General features: G+C 58.0%; 19 protein-coding genes and 1 pseudogene. 9 read left to right on the top strand and 11 right to left on the bottom strand.

Translation table 11 applies throughout. The features are described 5' to 3' along the window. Window positions 1-268 precede the first annotated feature (268 nt). Window positions 269-586 (top strand): hypothetical protein, encoded by a 318-nt coding sequence (locus JKG68_RS07600; RefSeq protein ID WP_202057631.1) that lies wholly within the window; start codon window positions 269-271, stop codon window positions 584-586. Window positions 587-714: 128 nt separating this feature from the next. On the opposite strand, the gene JKG68_RS07595 is transcribed toward JKG68_RS07600, so the two are convergent. Continuing rightward, window positions 715-1,062, bottom strand: coding sequence for a hypothetical protein (locus tag JKG68_RS07595; RefSeq protein ID WP_202057629.1), 348 nt, complete (start codon window positions 1,060-1,062; stop codon window positions 715-717). An 86-nt stretch (window positions 1,063-1,148) separates the two neighbouring features. Here JKG68_RS07595 and JKG68_RS07590 point away from each other — a divergent pair, with 86 nt between their 5' ends. Beyond that, the gene (locus JKG68_RS07590; RefSeq protein ID WP_202057626.1) at window positions 1,149-1,343 is read left to right on the top strand and encodes a hypothetical protein; all 195 of its coding nucleotides are present in this window, start codon (window positions 1,149-1,151) and stop codon (window positions 1,341-1,343) included. 17 nt (window positions 1,344-1,360) lie between these two features. Further along, window positions 1,361-1,624 carry a hypothetical protein gene (locus JKG68_RS07585; RefSeq protein ID WP_202057623.1) on the top strand — a complete coding sequence of 88 codons (264 nt, stop codon included), beginning with the start codon at window positions 1,361-1,363 and terminating at the stop codon, window positions 1,622-1,624. A 134-nt stretch (window positions 1,625-1,758) separates the two neighbouring features. Here the strand turns inward: JKG68_RS07585 and JKG68_RS07580 are convergent, their stop codons facing one another. From JKG68_RS07580 to hfq, 5 genes are all read right to left on the bottom strand, one after another. Further along, the gene (locus tag JKG68_RS07580; protein ID WP_202057621.1) at window positions 1,759-2,073 is read right to left on the bottom strand and encodes a hypothetical protein; all 315 of its coding nucleotides are present in this window, start codon (window positions 2,071-2,073) and stop codon (window positions 1,759-1,761) included. Between the two features lie 584 nt (window positions 2,074-2,657). After that, complete coding sequence (locus JKG68_RS07575; RefSeq protein ID WP_202057619.1) at window positions 2,658-3,062, bottom strand: hypothetical protein; 405 nt, start codon at window positions 3,060-3,062, stop codon at window positions 2,658-2,660. A gap of 88 nt (window positions 3,063-3,150) precedes the next feature. Then, window positions 3,151-3,639 (bottom strand): LuxR C-terminal-related transcriptional regulator, encoded by a 489-nt coding sequence (locus tag JKG68_RS07570; protein WP_202057617.1) that lies wholly within the window; start codon window positions 3,637-3,639, stop codon window positions 3,151-3,153. Between the two features lie 877 nt (window positions 3,640-4,516). Continuing rightward, window positions 4,517-5,482 (bottom strand): NAD(P)H-dependent flavin oxidoreductase, encoded by a 966-nt coding sequence (locus JKG68_RS07565; protein ID WP_202057614.1) that lies wholly within the window; start codon window positions 5,480-5,482, stop codon window positions 4,517-4,519. A 247-nt stretch (window positions 5,483-5,729) separates the two neighbouring features. Continuing rightward, complete coding sequence (hfq, locus tag JKG68_RS07560) at window positions 5,730-5,972, bottom strand: RNA chaperone Hfq (RefSeq protein ID WP_202057607.1); 243 nt, start codon at window positions 5,970-5,972, stop codon at window positions 5,730-5,732. Window positions 5,973-6,416: 444 nt separating this feature from the next. On the opposite strand from hfq, the gene JKG68_RS07555 reads away from it, so the two are divergent. After that, the gene (locus tag JKG68_RS07555; protein WP_246515194.1) at window positions 6,417-6,956 is read left to right on the top strand and encodes a sigma-70 family RNA polymerase sigma factor; all 540 of its coding nucleotides are present in this window, start codon (window positions 6,417-6,419) and stop codon (window positions 6,954-6,956) included. A gap of 34 nt (window positions 6,957-6,990) precedes the next feature. Here JKG68_RS07555 and JKG68_RS07550 read toward each other — a convergent pair whose 3' ends face one another. Together JKG68_RS07550 and JKG68_RS07545 are read right to left on the bottom strand one after the other, a co-directional pair. Then, on the bottom strand, window positions 6,991-7,257 hold the full coding sequence (locus tag JKG68_RS07550) for an HAD family hydrolase (protein ID WP_202057602.1): 267 nt from the start codon (window positions 7,255-7,257) through the stop codon (window positions 6,991-6,993). A 427-nt stretch (window positions 7,258-7,684) separates the two neighbouring features. Then, window positions 7,685-7,969 (bottom strand): hypothetical protein, encoded by a 285-nt coding sequence (locus tag JKG68_RS07545; RefSeq protein ID WP_202057601.1) that lies wholly within the window; start codon window positions 7,967-7,969, stop codon window positions 7,685-7,687. A gap of 371 nt (window positions 7,970-8,340) precedes the next feature. On the opposite strand from JKG68_RS07545, the pseudogene JKG68_RS07540 reads away from it, so the two are divergent. Further along, a pseudogene (locus tag JKG68_RS07540) lies at window positions 8,341-8,520 on the top strand (hypothetical protein); the annotation flags it as partial. Window positions 8,521-8,988: 468 nt separating this feature from the next. Here the strand turns inward: JKG68_RS07540 and JKG68_RS07535 are convergent. Next, window positions 8,989-9,285 carry a hypothetical protein gene (locus tag JKG68_RS07535; protein ID WP_202057600.1) on the bottom strand — a complete coding sequence of 99 codons (297 nt, stop codon included), beginning with the start codon at window positions 9,283-9,285 and terminating at the stop codon, window positions 8,989-8,991. Between the two features lie 330 nt (window positions 9,286-9,615). Between JKG68_RS07535 and JKG68_RS07530 the strand changes: the two genes are divergently transcribed. Both JKG68_RS07530 and JKG68_RS07525 read left to right on the top strand, forming a co-directional pair. After that, complete coding sequence (locus JKG68_RS07530; protein WP_202057598.1) at window positions 9,616-9,936, top strand: integration host factor subunit beta; 321 nt, start codon at window positions 9,616-9,618, stop codon at window positions 9,934-9,936. Window positions 9,937-10,610: 674 nt separating this feature from the next. Then, window positions 10,611-11,114, top strand: coding sequence for a PRC-barrel domain-containing protein (locus JKG68_RS07525; RefSeq protein WP_246515192.1), 504 nt, complete (start codon window positions 10,611-10,613; stop codon window positions 11,112-11,114). A 14-nt stretch (window positions 11,115-11,128) separates the two neighbouring features. On the opposite strand, the gene JKG68_RS07520 is transcribed toward JKG68_RS07525, so the two are convergent. Beyond that, entirely contained in the window at window positions 11,129-11,296 is a 168-nt protein-coding gene (locus JKG68_RS07520) for a hypothetical protein (RefSeq protein WP_202057588.1), read from the bottom strand. Window positions 11,297-11,490: 194 nt separating this feature from the next. Here JKG68_RS07520 and JKG68_RS07515 point away from each other — a divergent pair, with 194 nt between their 5' ends. Together JKG68_RS07515 and JKG68_RS07510 are read left to right on the top strand one after the other, a co-directional pair. Next, a complete protein-coding gene (locus tag JKG68_RS07515; RefSeq protein ID WP_202057585.1) occupies window positions 11,491-12,120 on the top strand; it encodes a P-loop NTPase family protein in 630 nt (209 codons plus the stop codon). 61 nt (window positions 12,121-12,181) lie between these two features. Continuing rightward, window positions 12,182-12,472, top strand: a complete 291-nt coding sequence (locus tag JKG68_RS07510) for a DUF1330 domain-containing protein (RefSeq protein WP_202057583.1) — start codon at window positions 12,182-12,184, stop codon at window positions 12,470-12,472. 290 nt (window positions 12,473-12,762) lie between these two features. Here the strand turns inward: JKG68_RS07510 and JKG68_RS07505 are convergent, their stop codons facing one another. After that, window positions 12,763-12,969 (bottom strand): hypothetical protein, encoded by a 207-nt coding sequence (locus tag JKG68_RS07505; protein ID WP_202057580.1) that lies wholly within the window; start codon window positions 12,967-12,969, stop codon window positions 12,763-12,765. Between the last annotated feature and the right edge of the window lie 363 nt (window positions 12,970-13,332).

Below are 13,332 nucleotides of genomic sequence, written 5' to 3'. Positions count from 1 at the left end.
GGTCAGCAGGAGCGTCCCGTACAGTACAACAAACATCTATGATCTAATCCTGAGCTATGGTTCTTGCGCTATTTTTGCAAGTCACTGCCCTCGATATCTTTAGAATCCACACGCAAGCGCTGCCCTTGTGTCAGCAAATCATCAGAATCGGGTGTGACTGCTTCGAAAGCCTTTAAGCAGAAAATGCCAAGCTGAAACGCTCGTCTGCCACAGCCGTTAACTTGGCAACAGATCGCAAGTCGCGATTGGCTCATGTGGAGAAACAGTCATGCGTGTAGACCTGAAGTCCGCTCTTGTTGCAGCCACCCTCCTGCTCCCGACCCTCGCGGTAGCTGATCCGGGTGGTGCCGCAGGCGGTGCCGCCGCAGGCGGCGTGACAGGCGCTATCGTTGGCGGACCAGTGGGTGCAGCAGTCGGTGCTGGCGTCGGCGCTGCGGCTGGTGATGCCGCTTCTGGACCAGATCAGAAGAACGTGGTGATTGAGCGCCGGGATGTTGGCGCAACCGGCAGCACCGGCTGCTCGACAACAACAAAACAGACCTCAGACGCGACGGGCACCACCACGAAGCAGAAAACCGAGTGCTAAGGATGATTTGTCAGGCGGTGCGTGTGGCCGCGCCGCCTGACCACGTGGGCTCTGGCCTTACCTCATCAAAGCCATAAAGCTCCCTTGCTGGATCGGCAGTGTCGAAGGGGAGCCTCATGACTTGTGCTTCAGTGGTGGCCCTCGCCAGACGGTTGATCAGCAAGCCTCTTGATCTCGAACACAACGGCAGTGACAAAAGCCGAGACGACGAGGAAGGTCACAACAGTCGTGAACATCCCGTTCTGGACGCCTGGGTTCAGCCCGACGAGCGGGATGAGCAGCAATGCGGGGAGGCCAAGAGTGATGGCCGCAAGGATGTAGAGCGGGTTCCTTGGCTCTTCAGACGTGAGTGTCCGTTGTGACCGCCGGGTCGATTGCTCCTGGGTCCAGACCTTGATGCGACCCGAGACCCCCTTCACCCGATCTGAGGCTGCTTGTAGGCGTGGGGTCCACACTCCCATGGATGGTGACTTCATGGCGCAATCCTTTGGTTGACGAACCACGAGAGTCTGTCAGGCAAGGCCACGCTTCGCAAGTCACTCGGCGTCTGCGCGAGCAACGGATGCTGAAAACCAAGCAATTCATGGTTGCTCAAAAGCTTGGCTGGAATGGGCCGCTAACGTTCTATCTACTTCTCGCCTGCATTCGCAGCTTTATTGCTGAGATATCGCTCAATAAGCATTTTTCTTTCATTAGTGTCTTGTTCCCGACAGAAGAAATGCGTTTTCCTCTGGTAGACATTCATCAACCACGATGATCAATAAGGGGCGCAGCATGATCTTCCAGACATTGGATAAAACCTCTTGCACCGGAGCCCAGACCAGCTTCAGAGGACCTTCGGAACTTCAGCCTCTCGTGCAGTCCCTTCAGTCTATTCTGAAACAGGTCGATGATGAGTATGAGCGGGAGCGCGAGCGGCTCGTCAGGACCTTGCCGGATGGCAGGGTGAAAGACCGTGCGCTGGCGATGCTCAAATCCCGTCACCTTGAACGGCGGGGAAACTACGTCCGAGAACTCGCCGCTCTCCAAGGCACCTGACGATCACAATAGTCATCCCATGTTGCGCCCCTAACTCTTCCGATAATCGCGAGGTCAGGGCAGCAGACTGGCCTGACCCTGCGGCCCCTTGAGCAGCAAGCTCCTGTCGTGGTTCGGGCGAGACCTCAGTCGAGCTATTTTAGGTCGCCTGTCTCGCGCACCAACTCACCGGTGCAGTCGAGCTTGCGCCAGCCACTCTGTCTCTCACCTGTCGGGCCTATTCGCTCAAAGCTTCGGTAGCGCGCCACCAGACGCCCGTCTGAGGCAAACTCATCGTGTTCCCAGTCAATAGCTGTCGGCGGAGAGCCTTGGCTTCGGGAGCGAACCAGCACAAGGCGGTTTGTGGTGGGTATTTGGAAGATCGTCTCGAAGTTATGAGCCTCCTGTAAGGACATGCTGGTGCGAGAGGACGCACCATAGACCTGTTCTGGCTCTATTTGCTGCTCCATGAGCAGTCTCCTGGCTGATCTGTCGTTCCAACTGCCTTTATGTCCGTTTTGTTGCAGTGCAGCAAGAAGCTGATCCACTCGCCTTGACAGCGTAAAGACACTGTTTCAGTCGCACGAGCCTCTGGAGGTCTCGTCAACCGTGAAGCAGATGCTACGCACCCGGCAAGCTTGACTTTACGAGGTGTCGAATTGGTGTTGTGGATGTTAGTCTAAGGTGGCGGTATGCCTTTGTTGCATGCCAGCAGCCACAAAAAAGGGCAGCGATGCTGCCCGTTTGCGCTTGCCATTGTTCAGGCAAGAACTATCTTTTGCAGTGCAGCACGGCGATTGGCGTCGCAGTGTTGCTGCCCTTCTTGGGCGTTTCCTCCCTAAACTTCGGGCCGCTCGCAAGGGCGGCCTTTTTTCTTAGGTGCCCCGGTTTACTGAATCACGAGGGCAATCCGCAAGTAGACTTATTGGCTACTTCAATCGCCACGCCAGCCGGAGAATTGCGGCAACCTAGCCACGAGAACTCACCTTGTCTGTCTGGAACCCGACAATCGCTAACCAGTAATCGTGTCGAACTCGGATAGAGGTATGATCACTTACTTCTGGCACCCGAAGAGCCTTCCGATCAAACCGCCCCGCCTGCGAGGCTCCTGGCGCTCAACTTCGACCTGACTTGGTTGATCATCCGCCTCGGCTTCAGATGCTGGCTCGACCTCAGTTTCCATGTGGTCCTCCAGGTCCAACGGAGGCTGCTGGTCCACTTCATGCTCGGGTACTTCTGGTAGTTCTCCCAAGATTGGATCAGGTGTGGGTTCCCTCTCCACAGCTTCCGCTGCGGTCGAGATTACCTCAATCCGACCTGGAAAGTCGTTCTGGCATTCATAGCGGACGTAATCCTGGAAGCCGGGTCTGATCCGGTGCTCTCGGTCGAGGATGACCTCGTGCGTGACCTCCATCACGAAGAAGCGTCCTTCTGGACTTGCCACATCCACCCGGCTCACGATGCCTTCGCAAAAGCTCCTCATCGGGTTTGGAGGATGGAACTGGATACGTACCTTGTCTCCAATCGCAACCTCGGTCGTAACCACCTCAGCCATCTATGAAAGGTCTACCTTGCTGGGGCAGACGCTCGCTTGCCCACATGGCTGCTTGGGTGCGATTAGCCGCGCCGATCTTGCGCAGGATCGCTTTGACGTGAACCTTCACCGTGGCCTCCGTCACATCGAACTTCCGAGCGATAACCTTGTTGGGCGCACCCTCCGTCAAGCAGCCCAGGATTTGCGCCTCTCGCGCCGAGAGCTTGCACTGCTTCAGATCAGAAAGCCTTGGCTCTGTCGTGTTCTCCTGGAGGGACTGCTCTCGCTTCTGCGGAGGTGCATCGATGAGCGACCGCAGCACCGCAACGGGCAGAACACTCTCGCCCAGCATGGCCAGTTCCAGCGACCTAATCATAACATCAGGGCCACTTGCAGTTAGGCAGAAGCCGGTCACGCCAGCCGCATGTGCCGCGCGCACGAAGCCGAGGTCGAACTGATCCGCCAGAGCAACGATCCGGGTCTCTGGCGACCGCTCTTTCACCTGTCTAACCACCTCAAGCACATGAGAAGTGTTCTGGGTGGCTTCGATAATCACCAACCCAGTGTTAAGGGCACAATACTGGAGGCGCTTTGGACCAGTTACAGGAGCCGTCTCGGCAATCGCAAACGGCGTGTCTCGTAGGATGTGCTGAAGCCCAGACCGAAGAAGGAAGCTGTCACAGATCAGAGCCGTAGAAACGGCTGAAGCGGACTGAGATGTGTAATTATGTACAAGCGTCAGCGGTTGCGCAGTCATCTGTGCTCCCTGGTCGGGTTTCGATGTTAAGGAAATATAAACACATCGTAGGAGCTTTGTCTGTCGTGATTCAGACAAAGATCAGTAATCCCAAAGTTCTACGGTTAATCTTCAATCACATCAGCGTGATTAAGCTTGGCCGTAAGTTTTGAAGACAGCTAACCCGCTTAACTGCACTGGACGGGTTCCAGACAGCAGGTACAAAGAAGCACCTATGAGGACGCTCGAAAGTTCCGGCCCGTAGGAGCAGATCAGCCCGTGGCCTGAAGCCCGTCCGACACGGCTGATGAGTGGCGGCTCTGGAGTTCGGCAACCATCGCGACATAGGGCAGACGCCGCTCACAGTGCCGTTGCTTCAAGCTATCCATGATCTACTTTTTTAGCGTCGGATCATTCCTGCCGTTTTGAGATTGCGAAGGCATGGCTATCGAAAGGCTGACCCGTCTCGTGGTGCGAGTTCTGAGCTTTACCTCTAATGCCGCAGCAACTTTGTCGAGAGCGGATCGTCGAGTGAGAGGCTCTCGATGATCCTTCCAGCCTCATCAGTGATCTCAAGCCTCCAACCCTGCCACTCTGCGGGTGACACAAACATGGAATGGCCAAAAACTGTTACCAGTTGGCATCAGCCTCCGATCAACTGCGCTCCTCGCGCGAGCAAGGCTTCAGCCTGACGGGTGATCCTGTCTACAATCTCAGCAACAGGCGGCGCGTCATGGATCAGGCCAACCGCCTCACCGGCAATCACTGCCGCCACGTCAAAGTCGCCACGCTCGCGCGCCTCGGCATAGCGCTGCGCCTGTTCCTCCTGACACACCAAGAGTTCGGCTTCGTGCCCATACCAGCGCTCGGCATGAGCGTTGCGGATCACCCGCCCTGTGTAGGGCTGAGGCCAAATGCTGCGCCGGGAGATGTCGAACACGATGCTCCGCAGGGTATCATCACCGCTTGCTTGGATGATCCGCTGCTTGGCTTCTGGATGGCCCTGTGCCTCTTGCGAAGCGTAGAAACGGGTGCCCATCAGCACACCGTCCGCCCCCAGCATCAGCACCGCAGCCAGTCCACGACCATCGGCAATGCCGCCCGAGGCCACCACTGGGAGATCAGGGAAGGCGTCAACAATCTCTGGAACCAGGGTCAGGGTCGTGCGGGTGACCCCATGGCCACCGGCTTCGGTGCCCTGAGCCACGAGAATGTCGGCTCCTGCTGCCGCAGCCGTTCTGGCCTGGGTAAGCGACTGAACCTGACAGATGAGCTTCGCGCCTGTTTTCTTGATCTTGGGCGCAAACGGGTTGGGGTCGCCGAACGAAAGCATCACCGCCGCAGGTTGGTGCTGGAGGGCCAAGTCGAGCAGGTCAGGCTTTTTGGCTAAGCTCCAGGTGATGAAGCCGCAGCCGACCTCTGCGTTGCCTGCTGCGGCGAACTCCTGCTCCAGCCACTTGGCATTGCCATAGCCACAGCCAAGGAGCCCAAGCCCACCTGCATGGCTGACCGCAGCAGCGAGTTTGCCAGACGCCACAAGGTCCATAGGGGCAAGAATGATCGGGTGATCAATCCCAAGCGTGTTGGTCAGGCGGGTCTGGAGAGGCATGATAGATCACTCCTCTGGAGGCTCACTCCAGAATCTTACATAGGACCGAGGCGGGACAAGCATTCTCCTCCCGCAGCAGAATTGCCAAGGAGAGGGTCATAAGATCATCGGCTGATTTCCGCCTGTGTCCTTGTTACCCCCGGAACCGTTACGCCTATCCAATTGAATGTTTAAAGAGGCTCGACACAACTGATCGAAGGTTACTCGTCCACCCTCCAGCGCCGACACAGCTTGCGTTTAGGTCGTGCTAAGTCTCGGCTTCAGGGTCAAACAATTGGACTGGCTCTGCTGGATAGATTGCCGAGATGGCATGCTTGTAGACCACCTGTGAGCTATTGCCTCGCACAAGCAGGACCATGAAGTTGTCGAAACGTTTGATCCAGCCCTGGAGCCTAACTCCGGTCACCAGAAAGATGGTGACTTCAACTCTGTTGTCCCGGAGGTGCTTCAGGAATGTGTCCTGGAGGGCTGAGGTGCTTTGCGCGGCCAATGTCCCGTTCCTAATGTCCCGTTCCTTTTGCAAGCGCCCTCATCACGATGCCGCTCCACATCACTCAGCAGTATCAGCCTGATGTTAGGTGGGCCAATTGACGTTTCCGGGTGGGTTCAGGAAATTACCGCTGCGCTTGCCCAGCGGGAGCGCAAGCCGTCCGCAGGCTCCATCTGTTCCGATTGAACAGGCTGGCTGACGAGCAACTGTAGGTGTATGTTGAGCCTGTAGCCAAGGTGGAGCACAGCCATGGCGCGGAACGCTCACAGTCACCATCCCCCGGCTCAGCAAAGCACGGTCTGCAACCAGCTTGCGTGGGACCGGCTGAGGCGCTTACGGCATCTGCATCCGCTGTCTCACGAGCGACAGGTTGCTCTTGTCCGCAGAACCCGCCGAGTCCGTTCGCCCACGCGATCAATCAGCGTCAGTCGTGTTGATGCCACCTTGCGGGACCAGATGCTTGATCTGCTGCCGAACCTTCGGGCTTTCGCGTTCTCCCTGACCAATGATCCCACCAGGGTTGATGATATGGTGCAGGACACCTTCCTTCGCGCCTGGGCCAACATCGACCACTTCGAGCGCGGCAGCAATCTGGGCGCATGGCTGTTCACGATCCTGCGCCACGCCTTCTACACCGAGCACCGGAAGCGCAGACATGAGGTCGAGGACCCCACCGGCGTTCATGCAGCCCGTCTCAAGGTGCCCCCGGAGCAGGAAGCGGCTCTGGCAACGAGCGAGCTTCGCTTGGCTCTCGCACACCTGCCTCGCAGCCACCGCGAGGCTCTTCTGCTGGTGGGTGGGGAGGGCTTGACCTACGAGGAAGTGGCGATGCTCCAAGGTGTTGCTGTGGGTACCATCAAGAGCCGGGTTAATCGCGCCCGTCTGCAACTTGCCGAGTTGTTGCAGATGAAGAGCCGCCACGAGATCGGACCTGATGAGGTGATGCAGGCTGCGATGCAGGAGCCCATGACCCTGTTCTTGTAGACGAGAGGCCCCCGGAGGCGAGGTTCATCGGCACTTAGGTCTGGTCGCCCTCGTCAGGAGTGGGCTCAGACTTCAGAAGGTCAAACAACCTTCCAACTGTCCCAGCCCTATGGGGAGGTCTCTCAACATGCTCATGTTCCCAGATGGTGTCGCAGGGGACGTGAACTGCCCTGCCGTCGAACGCGATCACCGGCAGCATATCAGTGCGCACAGAGTTCCCAACCATCAGGAACTCATCCGGGGTTACGCCGTATTTCCCCAGAACCCGCGCGTTGTTCTTAGCTGTCAGAGGTCTGTTCATCGGGTGATGGCTCAAGCCGTTCCGTCAACACCCATCCCACGCATGTCCTGAGAATGGGTGCCAAATAGGCGCGGTCACCCTGGATTTCTACGATGCGGCACGGGCATGTCCGTTGTTCTCCTGAGGGACGATAGATGATGGTCGCGCCGGGTCGAACATCACTGGCCGAATTGCGATGGAATGTTTCCGGTGGTCCCATTCTCCGCGCGTCCAGCGTTCGAGAGGAGCCTCCACCCGTCCTGAGATGATCCAGGGCTGCAATGACCACACGGGCTTGTTCATGGTAGTGGTCTGTCACCACTCGCATGAGTGGTCCCTGCACACGCCCTGGATACCAGGAGGTGCCACCGCTCTTGGCCAGTTCCTCGGCAACGACCTCGATTTCCTTATTGGTCATGGTGCTTTGCCCTGCAAAGGATGTACTTACCTACTGCCACGCTTGGCGGATGCGCTCTTGCAGGATGGCGAGTTGCTGGATGTAAGGCTCGCGCCGCTCGCGATGGCGTTCTCTGAGCTTCTCCAGCAAGCGTATCTTGAGGTTCATATCCGTTGTTCGGGTGCTGATCGTGTCGCGCTCGCGCTCATGTTCAAAGTCGATGTCAGCCAACGTCGCCAGGAGCGACTGGAGCAAAGGCTGAAGCTCTGGAGAGTACAGCCTCGGCTGAGCCACCTGCTGGGCAGATTGTGCGGAACGAGGTTTGTCATCGGCCATAGCTTTCCTTCCTGTATCTTGTCGTACAGCGCAGGCGACCATGCTGCCAAAGGTCTGCTTTGTCAGTCGGGTAGCCAACAGAGCGAGCGGGTTTTATTAATCCATATTAAGTTTTTCTGCCGTTCAGCAACTTTGTTCATGCCGTAGTTGTGCCCATAGCTACGGAGTATCTTTCCATTGCACTCACTGGCGGCTCCTTCGAGGCGGGTCCGCTCCAAAAGGGCGATGCTACCTCGGTATCGCCCTGATCGACCTACGGCCAAGCTCTTTACATAGGTTAAGAGTTCCCGGAACAGGGCTCCAAGGCTTAGCATTATAAATGGCGCAGGCTGGCGAAAGACGTGCTCTGCGTTTTCTGGAGGGTTCCTATGATGAACACACCCGGTGTTAGCGGCCAATCCACTCCTGATGGGGCGGATCGCAAGTCTGCGGAGTGTCCCCCAGACAGTAAGCTGCCTGAGAACTCACAGGAGAACCTCGATTCCAGGCTTGACCATGCCATTGAGGAGACCTTCCCTACCAGCGATCCGGTCTCCGTCACCATCACCAAAGGCCCTGAGCCTGACCGCCCTGAGCAGGAAGCCCATTCCTTAGCGGCGGATAACCAGCAGGGCGAACCGGAGCAGGGCTCAGCCGAGCAGGTTCTGGATCGGGTACGCGAGGTGCTCAACGATGTCGCCGGAAGTGCTGCTGAAGCCGCCGGGAATGTGTACAAACGAGGTGAGCAATACGCCCGTCAAGCACGAGAACAGTACCCGCAGGCCGAGCAGTATGTTCGCGAGGGCCAGCGAGCCGTAACCCACCGCATGGCCGAGAACCCGTTGCTCTCGCTCCTTGTGGCAGGAGCCATCGGGTATGTCCTGGCCCGGATGATCCATGGTCAGCGGCAAGGCCGGGACGAACACGTCCCGGATTACGGCAGAACCAACCGGGGCTATGCTCCCTATCGGGACGAGCAGCGCAGGCGGTAACCACGAGATGGTCTCGCCTTCCACAGAGCTTTTGCCAACCTTGGCCCCTCAGTGCTGCAAACTTCGCAGGCGCTGAATCATCGACGCCGTGGTGATCTGCTGATGCAAATCAGCGAGACGCTGGACAAGAGGCTCGCGCTCTTGAGCATGGTGAGCGTCAAGATGCTCAACGAGGCGCACCTTGATTGCCTCAGGACCAGACCAGCCCTTGAGGCATTCGCGATCACTCTCATAGCAGGCTTCAACTTCGGACAGCACAGCCAGCACCCGCTGTGTCTCTGTGGTCAGAGCGCCGCAATCAGATTGCGACAGGGCGGCTGTTTTGTTTACCGGGATGCGTGACATAGTAAGCCTCCCTGATTTTTGTTCTTGAGGGCATTCTACACCTGGCGAGACATCACGAACACCAGACTGTCTCGCAGCGGACCACAGCATGATCGACCCCACGCCAGCACACCCTCGCGTGGGGATGATACCAAGCCCCTGAAGGCGAACCGAGTTGCGGTCTCATGGCTGAACCGAACGGCTGAGAGGCGTACCCATCGAGGCAACTTTGCGGGATATCCTCGGATGGTTTGCGCTAAACGTACCGGAAAGGAGCCCATTCCTTGACCGCCCCATATGGCTCTGGCAGCATTTCCAAAAGTGACACCAGAACAAAGACCTACGCCACACATGATCAAGTCCGAACTGGTCCAGAAGCTTACTGAGCAGAACCCGCATTTGTATTCGCGTGACATCGACAAGATTGTGAATGCGATCCTCGGCACCATCGGCCATGCGCTCGCCCAAGGGGATCGGGTTGAGATTCGTGGCTTTGGCACGTTCACGGTGAAGAAGCGTGGTGCTCGCACTGGCCGTAACCCAAGGACAGGTGATCTCGTTGCAGTGTCCGAGAAAGCTGTCCCGACCTTTAAAACGGGCAAGGAGATGCGCCGCCGCCTTAATCCTACGTCACCAGGTCGGGCGACAAGGCGATCCACCGCTGGGGTCTGATACCGTCCAGGGCAAGAAGGACACTATCACTGGACGGGGCCAGACAGTTGGCAGGGGCTGGGGTCCCATCGGCAACTCGACCCTGATCGCCCGAGGTGCGACACCCAAGATCAGCATCGGCTCGGTCAGTCTTGCCGAATTCCTGGTTACCGCAGCGATCTCGGCGACCATTGTGATGATGCTGGACCTTGCCACCTACGGATAGGTGGTTCTGGGCCTGATCATCGGCGGGGCTTTGGGGGCTTTGGCCGCTTCGTTTGCTGGCTGGTTCAGGCGGGTGCTGCCGTAGAAGGTGCTTAGAAGCCTTGTGGGTTTGTTCGTCAGTGGACTTGGCGTCTACAACTTTGCTCAACTCGGCACTGCATAAGGGCATAGGCTGGCTTGCTCCCTGGAACAGAGGCAGTTCTGCGGCTATGATCTGTGGCGTGACAGCTTGGGAATAAGCGAGCGGTCTGGATATCAGCGAGCGACATGGGCAGTGGGGATTTCTGCCGCTGTGCCTCGGCTCCTCAAGCGCTGCGCTGCGGGTGCGACCTCTGGAGAGCAACATGCGTATCCTCCACCTCCTGCTACCCTTCGTTGGCGCAACCTTAGTTACGGTCCCGGTTCTGGCGCAACCGAGCCAGCCCACAGCGCCTCCCGCGCAAACTGATACAGGTGGGTGGATAACCCACTTGCCGCCAGACCAGTGGCAGGCTTCCAAGCTGGAAGGGCTGGCTGTCTACAGCAGCAACAACGGCGACAAGATCGGCGACATCACCAGCCTGATCTTCAACAGCAGCGGCACGGTCCAGGCCGTGCTGATTGGAGTTGGCGGGTATCTGGGCATTGGGGAACGCAACATCGCGGTGCCTTTTGATCAAATCAAGTTTGTGAACGAGCCACGCGTCAAGACCATCGGTACAACCACGGGCGAAGCCGGATTGGCGGGACCCAGCCCCGGAGGCGGCACAGTGGCCTCACCGGCAGCAACGGGAACAGCGGCAGTACCAGCAGGCCCAAACAGTCCTACCAATTCGAATGTGGCTCCCAGTAACGAACCTGCTCCTGCCGCATCAGGAGTGCTGGGACAAGCGGCCACTGCCAAGAGTGGCTCGTCTCCCGATCATGCAGTTCTCACGATGAGCATCACCAAGGATGAGTTGCAGACCGTTCCCGAGTTCAGACACGCTCGCTAACTTGCTGGAGCAACCTATCCCCCGACCGCATTGCTGATGCGAGAAGCGGCTTCTCTCGGATCGACCCCATCAGTGTACCAGTCCAGGATCGCCAGATAGAGGCTTTTTCGCAGAAGCGGGTGGTGCTCAGAGGGCAGGTTTTCCTCGACAGCCTTCAGATATCGCGAGAAGGGTTTCAGCATCGCACCAGCCTCCGTTAATGCTCATCGTTCTGAGACACCGCTCTTCCAGGTAGGACACCAACAGAGCAAGATTTTGTCTTTGCCCTCTGCACAAACCTTAGGCTTGTGCCAGATGACGTGACGGTCAGATGCGGATGCCGTTCAGCCCAGTGCTGCGGCGGTTCCACCAATGTCTGGGCTTGCTGAGGTGAGCGATGCGACCTTTGGAGCGCATTCACATCTTCGGAGCAGCCGGTTGTGGGGCGTCCACGCTGGGCTGGGCACTGGCGCGACGGCTGGGGCGTCAGCACCTTGACAGCGACGATTTCCACTGGCTTCCGACCACACCACCTTTCCAGAGAAAGCGGCCCACGCCTGAGCGCTTACACCTCCTGTCAGAGGCAACAACGTCCGCGCACCGATGGGTGCTGTCCGGGTCTGTGGCAGGCTGGGGCGACGCAGTAATCCCGCGCCTCGATCTGGTGGTGTTCCTGTATGTACCCGCTGAGGTCAGACTGGTTCGGCTCCAGCGACGTGAACGGGCACGGTTTGGAGAGGCGCTCGACCCTGGTGGCGCGATGTACAACCAGCATCAGGCGTTTCTTCGCTGGGCCACAGGATACGATCCTGGCCTGAGCGGCGGACGCACACTATGGGCTGATGCCGCATGGCTGGGCTATCTGCCCTGTCCTGTGCTGTGCCTGATCGGTGAGTGTGGAACGATGGAACAGATCGACCGGGTGCTGTCGTTTTGGGAAACTCACGCTGACCAACCCAAAGCCAGCCGCCCTGCCACCTCGGAGATCATTGCTGGTGTGTTGGACAGCATTGCCTGCTCTTCGTGACGACAGCTTCGCAATCTTGTGAACCTCAGCGGAGAATGGCAGCACCAGAAAGGGGATAGCCATGCCCGTCGCCTACCTGCTTGTTCGGATCAAGATCACTCGCGAAGAGGGCTGGCCCGAGTACCGCCAGAAGGTGGCCGAACTTTTCGCGAAGCATGGTGGCCGCTATCTCGTCCGGTGCGGTCCGGTGGAGGTCTTGGAGGGTTCCTATGATGGGCGGCGGCTGGTTGTGTTCGAGTTTCCCTCGATGGTGGTGATCCGTTCAGTCTGGAACTCACCGCAATATGCCAAGCTAAAGAAGCTGCGCCAGGGCTCGGGCGAACTGGATGTTTGGGCTGTGCCAGGGGTTTAACGGTCCGGCTGCTCACTTAGGCAAGGTCTACTTCACCGCTGTGGGACAAAATGATGGACCTGCGTTCAGCGTTAACCGTGGCGGTTGGCGTAGCGGCGTTTCTTGGTGAGTTTCTTTTGCCCTTCGAGGGTCTTGGCCGGGGCAATCACCTCCCTGTAGCGGCGAGTGTGCTTCTTAAACGATGGTCTCACACGAGCTTTACCGGCCATGGCTTGATCCCTTTTCCCGCATAAAGCAGGAGATGACAATGAATTGGGTCTACAATCTGAGAAATCGATCAGGTGCTCAACCTACTCCCTGGACTGCTCCCGTCGCGCGAGTCGCTCCACAAGATCGGCCAAGAGAGCCGGGAGGGAAGTCTCGACCGATCCGTAGGCGACCCGCAGTCGCTCTCCAAGCTGCTGAAGGTCACAGGCGTCCAGCGACTGGTTCAGGGTAGTGTCGGCGGGGAGAGGAAACGTGACTGTTGGTGCGTCAGTCCGGAGCGCGGATTGCATCGAAACACTCTTGCTGGCGGCACGGATATGCCGGTGAGTGCCCCTATGTTCTTGCCCTTCTTCAGGGTCTCTGTCTTGCGAAGTAGCGGTACTATTGCGGCAAACGTGCGGACGAGATGTCGGCCATGTCCGACGCAAGCTCTTTCTAAGCTCATGGAGGAGCCTACACGCGTTCGTGTGCTCTGATTTGCTGAAGGTGGACGGCTGGCTGGAACTGGCATCAGCAGACCAGAATTTCCTTCATAAACATGTAGAGGTAGCTTCATGGCAGCACATGAGACTGTGATCGGTCTGACAGTCCTGCTGGTGGAGAGCAAGTCGGTCATCCGTAGCAGCATAGCCGCGTCCCTGGCTGAGGCTGGG

Source organism: Microvirga aerilata, from assembly GCF_016743775.1.
GTDB classification, from domain to species: domain Bacteria; phylum Pseudomonadota; class Alphaproteobacteria; order Rhizobiales; family Beijerinckiaceae; genus Microvirga; species Microvirga aerilata.
This window is presented reverse-complemented; position numbering and strand designations above follow the sequence as displayed.

Excerpts from the sequence above, each read along its gene's own strand:
- JKG68_RS07600 (WP_202057631.1), top strand. The coding sequence starts at position 269 with ATGCGTGTAGACCTGAAGTCCGCTCTTGTTGCAGCCACCCTCCTGCTC.
- JKG68_RS07595 (WP_202057629.1), bottom strand. The coding sequence starts at position 1,062 with ATGAAGTCACCATCCATGGGAGTGTGGACCCCACGCCTACAAGCAGCC.
- JKG68_RS07590 (WP_202057626.1), top strand. The coding sequence starts at position 1,149 with ATGCTGAAAACCAAGCAATTCATGGTTGCTCAAAAGCTTGGCTGGAAT.
- JKG68_RS07585 (WP_202057623.1), top strand. The coding sequence starts at position 1,361 with ATGATCTTCCAGACATTGGATAAAACCTCTTGCACCGGAGCCCAGACC.
- JKG68_RS07580 (WP_202057621.1), bottom strand. The coding sequence starts at position 2,073 with ATGGAGCAGCAAATAGAGCCAGAACAGGTCTATGGTGCGTCCTCTCGC.
- JKG68_RS07565 (WP_202057614.1), bottom strand. The coding sequence starts at position 5,482 with ATGCCTCTCCAGACCCGCCTGACCAACACGCTTGGGATTGATCACCCG.
- JKG68_RS07550 (WP_202057602.1), bottom strand. The coding sequence starts at position 7,257 with ATGAACAGACCTCTGACAGCTAAGAACAACGCGCGGGTTCTGGGGAAA.
- JKG68_RS07545 (WP_202057601.1), bottom strand. The coding sequence starts at position 7,969 with ATGGCCGATGACAAACCTCGTTCCGCACAATCTGCCCAGCAGGTGGCT.
- JKG68_RS07535 (WP_202057600.1), bottom strand. The coding sequence starts at position 9,285 with ATGTCACGCATCCCGGTAAACAAAACAGCCGCCCTGTCGCAATCTGAT.
- JKG68_RS07530 (WP_202057598.1), top strand. The coding sequence starts at position 9,616 with ATGATCAAGTCCGAACTGGTCCAGAAGCTTACTGAGCAGAACCCGCAT.
- JKG68_RS07520 (WP_202057588.1), bottom strand. The coding sequence starts at position 11,296 with ATGCTGAAACCCTTCTCGCGATATCTGAAGGCTGTCGAGGAAAACCTG.
- JKG68_RS07515 (WP_202057585.1), top strand. The coding sequence starts at position 11,491 with ATGCGACCTTTGGAGCGCATTCACATCTTCGGAGCAGCCGGTTGTGGG.
- JKG68_RS07510 (WP_202057583.1), top strand. The coding sequence starts at position 12,182 with ATGCCCGTCGCCTACCTGCTTGTTCGGATCAAGATCACTCGCGAAGAG.
- JKG68_RS07505 (WP_202057580.1), bottom strand. The coding sequence starts at position 12,969 with ATGCAATCCGCGCTCCGGACTGACGCACCAACAGTCACGTTTCCTCTC.